Here is a 9,982-nt window from a genome sequence, read left to right on the forward strand (position 1 = left end):
GATTGTGTGCAACAGAAGATTCTGATTGAGAATGCTGCGATTGTTACCATGACGGAGGAGTCGTGGATCGAAAACGGATACATAACAATTTCAGGGAACCGGATCCAGGAGGTAGGTTCCGGTTCGTATCAGGGAGACCGCTCTTTTGACAAGATCCTTGATGCTTCCGGTAAAGTGGTCATGCCGGGACTGGTCAACGCCCATGGACATGCGGCCATGGTCCTGCTCCGGGGATATGCGGATGACCTGCCGCTGATGGAATGGCTGCAAACCAAGTGCTGGCCGATTGAAGACAGAATGACGGAAGAAGACATCCATTGGGGAACGCAGTTGGCCATTTTGGAGATGCTGAAAACGGGTACCACCTGTTTTACAGATATGTACTTCCATATGGACGGGGTGGCAAAGGCTGTCGAGAGTTCGGGAATCCGAGCGGTTCTGTCCCGCGGCATGATCGGGTTTCCGCCAAAGGCTGACACTGCAATAGCGGAGAGTCGGGACTTCTTCAATAGATGGAATTGTGCTGCAAACGGTCGAATCTCGGTCATCCTGGGTCCGCATGCTCCGTATACCTGTCCGCCTGATTACCTGAAACGGGTAGCAGAGTTATCAGCGGAATTAAATGTCCCTATCCAGATTCACCTGTCCGAAACTGCGGGGGAAGTGGAAAGATGCATGGAAGAGCACGGCTGCACACCCATCCGGTTGATGGAGCAAGTGGGGCTGTTTGAAAGGCCTACCCTGGCGGCACACTGTGTGCACGTTACTGACGAAGATTTGGACATCATGGCCCGTTACAATGTCCATGTTGCTCATAATCCGGACTCCAACCTGAAGTTGGGTTCCGGAGTTGCACCCGCTGTCAAGATGTTGCAAAAGGGGCTGATCGTTGGATTGGGCACTGACGGTGCCGCATCCAACAATAATCTGGATATGTTTGAAGAGATGCGGCAAGCTGCCATGCTTCACAAGGGGGTCAATCTGGATCCCATTGCCGTCTCCGCTTATAAAGCTTTGGAGATGGCCACAAAAGACGGAGCCAAGGCGCTGTTCTTGGAAGACCGTCTGGGCACGGTCCAATCAGGAGCCCTTGCCGATTTGATCATGCTTGATTTTAACCGTCCGTATTATTATCCGCGGCATAATGTTATTGCACATCTTGTTTACGCCGGACAATCGGGAGACGTGACGGACGTAATCGTTGATGGGCAGCTGTTGGTGGAAAACCGCCGTGTGTTGACCATGGATGAAGAGAGGATTTACAGGGAAGTGGAAGCCGTCTGCGAACGGCTGTTCAAGTAAGTTGAGGAAGGAACGTTGCTCCGTCAGCGGATGGCGAACGTTCCTTTCAATGTTGTGCATAGAGGGGTTCATGCTGGAAATGTTATAGGTAGTTATGGGATTTTCTTGTGACTATAAAAGTGTGTTTGCGAGAATTTTGCAAATGGTGATTCGCCAAGTCATGCCTAACCAGGTAATCCAGGCCCAATTCTTTTGCTTTCAGGTGGGCCAACTGCTTGACCTGCTGCGGAGGGAGCGGTAACGGGGTCTGCATCTCCATGTTCGATCCCCCTTCTTATTGGAGTATCTCTAGTATGTCTCCCGTTGTTCCCCGTATGTTGAAAGGTTTTTACCATGACAGGAGCATTCAGGACAACTATCATGTACAATAGGGGTGAGTGGTGTGGAAACGCACGAGCTTGAAGCGCTTGCCACCGTTCAGGTGGAAACAGGGGACAATTTCTATAAAATCGTCGATTTCCTTAACCGGACCCTGAAACCGTACAATCTGGTATTTGGTCTCTCCAAGGAAGAGGACAACACACTTTGGCTGTCTGTTTATGAAGCAACCCAGCATCCCGCGCGTCACTAACATATTTTGATTTATAAGGAGAAAGCATGAAGAAAGTAATCTGGACTGGGCTATTGGCGATTGCGGTACTTTTGGTAGGGGCATTTTTTCTGATCAAAGAGATCACGCATGCACAGATGCCTGACCTGGAAACTGCGGCCCGGTTAGCCCTCGATCATTCCGCACTCAATCAAGTGGAGGGGTATGAACAGTACACGGGTGGCCCCACATGCTATGTATTTCTGGGGAAGGACAAGCTGGGCAGGTCCATGATGGTGTTTTCGACCAAAGAACGGGTTCTCGGTTCCGAGTACCTGGATAAAGGTGTGACAGGATCCGCCGCTGAGGATAAAGCTCGAAAAGAGGCTGGACTCACTGAGATTATCAAAACAACTCCGGGTCTGGTCGACTCTCTTATGAAAAATCCCTCTGCCGGCAAGGCGTCAGGCCGGTTCCTTTGGGAAGTGTATGGGGCCAGCCCACAGGGACAAAAGAAGTATGTATATTTGGACTTTTACACGGGAAATGTGATTGCAACCTATGTGCTGAAACCAACAGAGTAAATCTTCTATAACGCGGCTGCTCAACTCCAATTGGGCAGCCCGTTTTTTTTTGCTGTCTGGACAAGATTACCTCTAAATGTGATCCTCAAAATATGGTATACTAGATCAGCGATGCGTTATGTAAACAAGAATCGGTTTTTATATACTTGCAATAAGGTTATAGATAAAGGAGGGATGATGGCATGTCTCGCATTCGCATTCTGCCCATGTTGATCTTCCTGACCGCATCTTTGTTGGTCTTGTTCGGAGGATGGATTTTGTATCGGGATTATGGGGTAGTTCGTCCTTTGCAAAAAGAGTTGATTTCCACCCGGCAGGTGAATGCCGTTGATGTAAGATTGAACGGATCGCCAAAGGTAATCGAAGTATCAGTCAACCGGGTTTCTGACCTGCAAACCGCATACAAATCCATACAGGCCAAAATCTCTAATAAACTAAATGCGGGCGTCAATGTCAAAATGAAGGACAAGCGGACACCCGAACTGGAGAAACTCTTTCAAAACTACCAGCCTATAATTTACGAAGGAATTGCCAAGGGATCCTTCACCGAAATGATTGACAAGGTTCAGTCACAAGGCAGAAAGGACGGCCTCGACCGTACGGTTGTCACAATGGACAGCGAATATCTATACATTCAGCTTGAGCGGGGAGATAACTACCTGTATGAGGTCATCCCTTATAACTTAAGCAACCCTGCAACAGGAACCCGGGGGGTGAAGACTCTATGATACGGGAAGCAATTGTCGGTATCGGAATTGCAATAACAGTCTTCTTTGCCTACCTGGGAACTAACGTGCTTCCGTTGGTTCTTTTGATTGGGTTGCTGTTCGCAATTTCCGTCGTGGTTGAAAAAAGGGGTGTCGTTTCCACCGGTCACCGGGAACACCCTTCCTCCCACAGAGTGGAATTTGAGAATATTGGCGGACAAGAGTCGGCTAAACGGGAACTGATGGAAGCACTTGATTTCCTGCGGCACCGGGATAAGATCAAGAGTTTGGGCATCCGTCCCTTAAAAGGGATTCTGTTGACGGGCCCGCCAGGTACGGGCAAAACTTTAATGGCCAAAGCGGCTGCCACCTATACCGATTCTGTTTTCGTCTCCGCAAGCGGATCTGAATTTGTCGAGATGTACGTCGGGGTAGGGGCGTCGCGAGTCCGTGACCTGTTCAAGAAAGCGCGCAGTCTTGCCAGAAAAGAAGGCAAAGATTCCGCCATCGTCTTTATCGACGAAATTGATGTAATTGGCGGAAAGCGTGGAGGAGGACAAGGCCATCAAGAGTATGACCAAACCTTAAACCAGTTGTTAACCGAGATGGACGGTATGCAAACCACATCCAATCCGCTTGTCCTGGTTGTGGCTGCGACGAACAGGGTTGACATGCTGGATCCCGCCTTGCTCCGACCGGGCCGGTTCGACCGGCAGATTAAAGTGGATTTGCCTGATAAGGAAGGGCGTCTGCATATCCTCAAGATTCAAACCGCCAACAAACCGTTGGCGAAAGATGTGGACCTTGAATCTATTGCCAAAGAATCATACGGATTTTCCGGGGCGCAATTGGAGAGCCTTACAAATGAAGCGGCCATTCTGGCGCTTAGGGAAGACAAGCAAGAGATTGAGACAAGACACTTCCGTGACGCGGTTGATAAAGTGCTGCTCGGAGAAAAGACAGGCAAGCGTCCATCCTCTGAGGAACTGCTCCGCGTCTCTGTCCACGAACTGGGACACGCAATAGCTTCCGAATCGGTTCGACCCGGTTCCGTTGCCCATATCACAATTGCGCCTCGCGGCAATGCCCTCGGTTTTGTCCGGCAAGTGCCTCAGCAGGATTCCTACCTGTACACCAAGGAACAATTGGAAGGGCAAATGAAAGTGGCACTGGCGGGAGCGGTGGCCGAAGAGTTGATTTTCGGCAACCGGTCAACGGGTGCGTCAAACGATTTTATGCAGGCATCGAACCTGGCGCGTACAATTGTCAGTTGCGGCCTCTCAAGTCTGGGGATTGTGGATGCTGACAATCTGCAGCGCAATGTATTGGATGAAGAAATTCGCAAAATCCTTTCAGACATAGAGAAACTCACCATTGAACTGCTGGAACCTTTCAAAGACGGCATTCGGCAATTGTCGCAAACGCTTGTGGAAGAAGAGAGCATGACGGGAGATGCGTTCCGACAGTGGTTGTCCCGGCAAAAACCAAAGCAGTTTGCACATGCGTAACAGATGTGGTTCAGAACTCGATTCCCGGATAAATAACAGGAATCGGGTTTCTTTTTATGGGCCATTGTGGTACTTTTGATGGTGGATTTGATTTATCCATAATGGAGGGCATAGGTTTGAAAACCACCATTAAGAATATCGGACAACATGTGGGACAAGAAGTCTTGATCGAAGGATGGCTTTGGAACAAGCGTTCCAGCGGAAAAATTCAATTTCTCCAACTTCGGGACGGCACCGGTTTTATCCAGGGGGTCGTCGTTAAAGCGGAAGTACCGGAGCAGGTGTTTGAAACCTGCAACCAGTTGACGCAAGAATCGTCAATCCGTGTAAAAGGGATTGTTCGCGCGGATGACCGGGCACCCAGCGGTTTTGAGCTGACCGTAACCGATGTGGAATTGGTCCACTTGGCAAACGAGTACCCCATTACTCCGAAGGAACACGGGGTGGACTTTCTGCTGGATCACCGCCATTTGTGGATTCGTTCTCCTCGTCAAAGAGCAATCCTGAAGATTCGGGCGGAGATTATCAAAGCAATCCGAACGTATCTGGACGGAAACGGATTCGTGCAGGTGGATCCCCCGATATTGACTCCGTCTTCCTGTGAGGGTACAACGAATCTGTTTCATACCAAATATTTTGATGAAGACGCCTACTTGACCCAATCCGGACAGCTCTATATGGAAGCTGCCGCGATGGCACTTGGTCGGGTGTATTCCTTTGGCCCGACCTTCCGCGCGGAGAAATCCAAGACCCGTCGCCACCTGATTGAGTTTTGGATGATCGAACCGGAAATGGCCTATTGTACCCATGAAGAGAATATGGCCATCCAGGAAGGCCTGGTGCAGCATATTGTTCGGCATATTCTCGAATCCTGCAAGCTTGAACTCAAAGCCATCGGGCGGGATCCAAAACCGTTGGAGAATGTAATAGCAGGTCCTTTCCCGCGTATCACCTATGATGACGCAGTAAAGCTGTTGCAGGAGAAAGGCCATGACTTCCCGTGGGGGGAAGATTTCGGCGCACCCCACGAAACGGAAATTGTGCAACATTTTGAACGTCCCGTATTCGTGGAAAAATTTCCTGCCAAAATCAAGGCTTTTTACATGCAACCGGATCCTGACCGGCCTGAAGTGGTGCTGGGGGCAGACTTGCTGGCACCGGAAGGATACGGCGAAATCATCGGCGGATCCCAAAGAATTCATGATCTGGAACTGCTGAAGCAAAGATTTGACGAGCATGATTTTGGCGATGCCTACAACTGGTATTTGGATCTTCGCAAGTATGGCAGCGTCCCGCACGCAGGCTTTGGCATCGGACTGGAGAGAACCATTGCTTGGATCTGCGGCCTGGATCACGTCAGGGAAACCATTCCGTTCCCGCGGCTCCTGAACCGGTTGTATCCCTAAAGATCGGAACGGAAATAAGCAGATTGCGAATTGCAGCAGAAACGAAGCGAAAAGTCATGATTCGCTTCGTTTTTCTTGTTTTGTTAGGTCTAATGTTGCATGTGGCCTGCAGAATTGTTTGATATACTTGTGGAACGAATGAACCAGAAGGACGGGGTATTATGAGCGAATCCAGGTTGATTTCGACTCGGATTGAAAAAGAGTACGATCCAGTACAAAACGAATGGACTGCCGAAATCGAGTTTGTGGTTCACAAAAGCGCTTTGTTCTCCGGATTTTTGGCCGAAATTCCGCCCATGCAGCTGCACACGCTGATTTGTCTATCCCTGTTTATGAAAGAAAATGGCAAGATTGAGATCTCCACTGCCGATTTGGCAAGAGCTTTGGGTGTTTCTTTCGACCAGGCCAGAAAGCGGATCGATTCCCTCCTTTCTTTTCGTTACCGGGACAAGCCGGTGGTGCACATGAACAAAGTTCAGGAAACCAACGAGGATACACGCTTAACGTTATCCATCCTGCCTGTATCGCCGGTCACACTGATGGATGAACGCGAGAGCAAAGCTGCAGAATCATTCTCTTCCAAGAATTCCGAGTATCTGTTTGAGTATCTGAGAATGATGTTGGGAGCGAGCACGCTGTCCGATCAGGAAAAGGAACTGCTTGTAACTCTGCAGAACTATCCATATGAACTGCCGCCTCAGGTGATTGAGGTGTTAATAGAACATGTAATGGAATACAAGGAAACTTTTGACCGTCCATATTTGATGACGATAGCCCATTCCTGGTCGATTTCCGGTATCTACACAAAAGAACAGGCCATGCGTTGGATCCGGGAAACCAAAAAGCTGTCGCCGCAGGTCATGACAGAGAATTCTCCGGAAACCTACCTGCTTCAGTACCTGCGGGAGCGCATCAAGAAACAGCCGTCAGCGGTTCAAATCAACATGATTTTTCAACTGCTGGAAGAACCCTTCAAGCTGGAACCCGGTTGCATTGAAGTGCTGATTGATCATGTAACAACCCAGATTGCCATATCCAAGGGCAAGCCCGATTTTCCCAAAAAGTATGTGGAAGTCATTGTTCAAGACTGGCTGGAGCGGGAAGTTCGCACCCGGGAAGCGGCCATCAAAGAAGTGGAAGAATGGAATCAGCGGTACTCGATGAAACCGTTGGATGTCTACGGAACCAAGGAACGGTTTTCCATTCTGCCCAAATCCAAAACTTCTTCCAAGGTCAAGAGCGAGTATTTGGAAGAATTGCGTAAAGCCGGGTTGAAATAGGAGGGATTCGGATGGACAAGCCAACCCCAATTGGATTCCTGCTAAAACAGGCAGCGGGCATGGCAAAAGGTTATCTCAATCCTAAAATGCTTCAGGCTCCCAAACAATATTGGGAAGAAGTGTTTCCCGAGTTAAAAGTCGCGGATCTGCCGGCGTCTTACTATACAAACAGTGTATCCCTGAAACTGATGCATATCCTTTCGGACAGGAAAAAATGCGAGGGATGCACCGGGTTTTCCGCTTGCCCAAAAGAAGAGGATGCAAAAGGGCACCAATTCTCCATCGGACTGACCGAAACGGGCATTACGGAACAGGTGACCAAATGCAAGTTTTACCGGCAGCATCTGGCGGAACAGCAGGAACACAAACTTTGGGCTTTTTCAGGATTAAACGAAGGCCATCGGCGAATGACCTTTGAAAACTACCCGGACGAACAGAAACGCTTAAACAGGGAACTCTGTCTTAAAGCATTCCAGTTTGCCAACGAGTATGAGCCGGGGGCCGATATGAAGGGCTTGTATATTTTTGGCCGGTTTGGCACGGCAAAAACCCACTTGGCTTGCGCCATCATGAACCGGTTGATTTCTCGGAAGGTCGGGGTTTTATATGTGCAGGCGGAAAAGACATTTGCCGCTTTGTCGGACCTGTATTTCCGCGAGAACCGGGACGGATTGCCGACACGGTCCCAAATTCTCGACAAATACATCTCCACAGATGTTCTGGTAATAGACGAACTTGGGCATGAAAACGTGAACGAATCTTCCATTTGGGCGTTGTATACAATTTTGAACGGACGGGAACCGGAACGGAAGCCAGTGGTTATAACATCCAATTTTTCGCCGATTGAACTGGCCGAACGTTATTTGAACCGTGCCCAGGAAGAGACGAGAAGGCGGACCGAAGCACTTGTTTCGCGTTTATTGTGGTTGACCGAACAATATGAGATGGTGGGAAAAGACTACCGTTACCGTGACTTAAGTCACTAGAAAATACACTGCTCTGACAAACAACCTTTTCAGGTTGTTTTTTTGTCGAAAAAAATTTTTTGATGAGATGGAAGGAAATACTAGTATTTTGCATAATATTCTAATTATACCGACCGGATGGTATGTTTCGGAAAAGAAAAGGGGGAATGCCTGCCGATGAATCTCCAGGAAGAACTGATCAAGACTGCCGTGAAGCTCTTTGAAGAGAGGGGCTATGCCCGTACATCCGTTCAGGATATTGTAACGGTCGCCGGAGTTACCAAGGGGGCGTTTTACCATTATTTTACCGGAAAAGAAGATGTACTGATGATGTTGCATGAGCAATATATTAACCACCTGCTGGGACAATCACGGGAAATCAGCAGCCGTCCGGATCTTGGTCCGAAAGCAAAACTTAGGGAACTCATGAAGATCCTGCTTGGTGAAATTGCCCAGTACGGAGGCCATGCCAAAGTGTTTTTCCAGGAGAAGAACCATCTGCATCCGGACCACCTGGAACTCATAAGAGAAAAAAGAGATGAATATTTTCTACTGTTCGAAAAGGTGGTCAGGGAAGGGATCGAATCCGGAGATTTCCGTTCCGACCTGGATCCGGTCATTACAACCCTGGGAGTTTTGGGAATCTGCAACTGGTCTTATCGCTGGTTCCGCCCTGACGGCAAGTATTCCAGCAATGAGGTTGCAAACATGTTTGGCGAGATGATTGAAAGAGGCATTTCCAGCTAGAAAAGAAGCAGACCTGGGAGCTAACGGAGGTTATTGGAGATGAACGTGAAAGAACTATTCGATCTGACGGGGAAGGTCGCCATAGTGACTGGAGGCGGCCGCGGGCTTGGAGAACAAATTGCTGTAGGACTTGCCGAAGCAGGTGCCGATGTGGTCGTATGTTCCCGCAAGAAAGAGGCTTGTGACGAAGTGGCTGAACAATTGAAGGCTATGGGCCGCAAGAGTCTTGCCGTCGCTTGTGACGTTACCGTTCCGGCAGATGTGGAGCGGGTGGTCCGGGAAACGAAGGAACAATTTGGCAAGGTCGATATCCTGATCAACAACTCGGGCATCTCTTGGGGAGCCCCAATGGATGAGTACCCGTTGGACAAATTCAAACAAGTGATGGACGTTAACGTCACGGGGCTGTTCTTGATGTCCCAAGCAGTTGGCCGGGAAATGCTGGCCCAGAAATACGGCCGCATCGTAAACATTGCTTCGATTGCAGGCCTGAGAGGAAGTGACCCTCGGGTGATGAACGCAATTGCCTACAATGCGAGCAAGGGAGCCGTTATCTCTTTCACCCGTGATCTGGCTGTCAAATGGGCACATCATGGAATTACGGTAAACGCTCTGGCTCCAGGATTCTTCCCGTCCAAAATGTCTGCTCCACTGCTGCAGAAGTTCGGAGACATGATCCTGCAAGGCACTCCCATGAAGCGGTTTGGTGGAGACGATGACTTGAAAGGGGCAGCTGTGTTTCTCGCATCGGATGCGGCAGCCTATATTACCGGCCAAGTGTTGGCGGTAGACGGTGGCGTTACGGCAAGCTAAAACATACATTTGGGGGGAGTTCAGGAATGGCGATGGAAAAGATTCGTACAATTGCCGTTATTGGAGCAGGGGCAATGGGGTCGCAAATCGCAATGCTGTGCGCACTGGCAGGTTTTAAGACCTATCTGCAGGACATTTCCG

12 protein-coding genes are annotated in these 9,982 nt (G+C 49.3%); 11 read left to right on the forward strand and 1 reads right to left on the reverse strand.

Annotated elements, in window-relative coordinates; all coding sequences use genetic code 11:
- The first annotated feature begins 6 nt into the window (after window positions 1-6).
- Window positions 7-1,302: an amidohydrolase gene (locus tag EFBL_RS07235; protein ID WP_096181472.1), complete on the forward strand. Its 1,296-nt coding sequence runs from the start codon at window positions 7-9 to the stop codon at window positions 1,300-1,302.
- An 82-nt stretch (window positions 1,303-1,384) separates the two neighbouring features.
- Here EFBL_RS07235 and EFBL_RS20490 read toward each other — a convergent pair whose 3' ends face one another.
- Window positions 1,385-1,561 carry a hypothetical protein gene (locus EFBL_RS20490; protein WP_165912513.1) on the reverse strand — a complete coding sequence of 59 codons (177 nt, stop codon included), beginning with the start codon at window positions 1,559-1,561 and terminating at the stop codon, window positions 1,385-1,387.
- A 123-nt stretch (window positions 1,562-1,684) separates the two neighbouring features.
- Here EFBL_RS20490 and EFBL_RS07240 point away from each other — a divergent pair, with 123 nt between their 5' ends.
- The 10 genes from EFBL_RS07240 to EFBL_RS21130 all read left to right on the forward strand — a co-directional run.
- The gene (locus tag EFBL_RS07240; RefSeq protein ID WP_096181473.1) at window positions 1,685-1,873 is read left to right on the forward strand and encodes a YpmA family protein; all 189 of its coding nucleotides are present in this window, start codon (window positions 1,685-1,687) and stop codon (window positions 1,871-1,873) included.
- A gap of 26 nt (window positions 1,874-1,899) precedes the next feature.
- Window positions 1,900-2,415: a DUF5590 domain-containing protein gene (locus tag EFBL_RS07245; protein WP_096181474.1), complete on the forward strand. Its 516-nt coding sequence runs from the start codon at window positions 1,900-1,902 to the stop codon at window positions 2,413-2,415.
- A 182-nt stretch (window positions 2,416-2,597) separates the two neighbouring features.
- Entirely contained in the window at window positions 2,598-3,143 is a 546-nt protein-coding gene (locus EFBL_RS07250) for a hypothetical protein (protein ID WP_096181475.1), read from the forward strand.
- The gene (locus tag EFBL_RS07255; RefSeq protein WP_096181476.1) at window positions 3,140-4,630 is read left to right on the forward strand and encodes an AAA family ATPase; all 1,491 of its coding nucleotides are present in this window, start codon (window positions 3,140-3,142) and stop codon (window positions 4,628-4,630) included. Before EFBL_RS07250 ends, EFBL_RS07255 begins: the two co-directional genes overlap by 4 nt.
- 116 nt (window positions 4,631-4,746) lie before the next feature.
- Window positions 4,747-6,036 carry an asparagine--tRNA ligase gene (gene asnS / locus EFBL_RS07260; protein ID WP_096181477.1) on the forward strand — a complete coding sequence of 430 codons (1,290 nt, stop codon included), beginning with the start codon at window positions 4,747-4,749 and terminating at the stop codon, window positions 6,034-6,036.
- 161 nt (window positions 6,037-6,197) lie between these two features.
- Entirely contained in the window at window positions 6,198-7,316 is a 1,119-nt protein-coding gene (locus tag EFBL_RS07265; protein ID WP_096181478.1) for a DnaD domain protein, read from the forward strand.
- Window positions 7,317-7,327: 11 nt separating this feature from the next.
- Window positions 7,328-8,302 (forward strand): ATP-binding protein, encoded by a 975-nt coding sequence (locus EFBL_RS07270; RefSeq protein WP_096181479.1) that lies wholly within the window; start codon window positions 7,328-7,330, stop codon window positions 8,300-8,302.
- Between the two features lie 156 nt (window positions 8,303-8,458).
- Window positions 8,459-9,028 (forward strand): TetR/AcrR family transcriptional regulator, encoded by a 570-nt coding sequence (locus EFBL_RS07275; protein WP_165912514.1) that lies wholly within the window; start codon window positions 8,459-8,461, stop codon window positions 9,026-9,028.
- A 39-nt stretch (window positions 9,029-9,067) separates the two neighbouring features.
- Window positions 9,068-9,841: an SDR family oxidoreductase gene (locus EFBL_RS07280; RefSeq protein WP_096181481.1), complete on the forward strand. Its 774-nt coding sequence runs from the start codon at window positions 9,068-9,070 to the stop codon at window positions 9,839-9,841.
- Window positions 9,842-9,867: 26 nt separating this feature from the next.
- Window positions 9,868-9,982, forward strand: a 115-nt coding sequence (locus EFBL_RS21130; RefSeq protein ID WP_231705712.1) for a 3-hydroxyacyl-CoA dehydrogenase NAD-binding domain-containing protein, incomplete at its 3' end; no start/stop codon positions are given.

Source organism: Effusibacillus lacus (genome assembly GCF_002335525.1).
Lineage (GTDB): Bacteria > Bacillota > Bacilli > Tumebacillales > Effusibacillaceae > Effusibacillus > Effusibacillus lacus.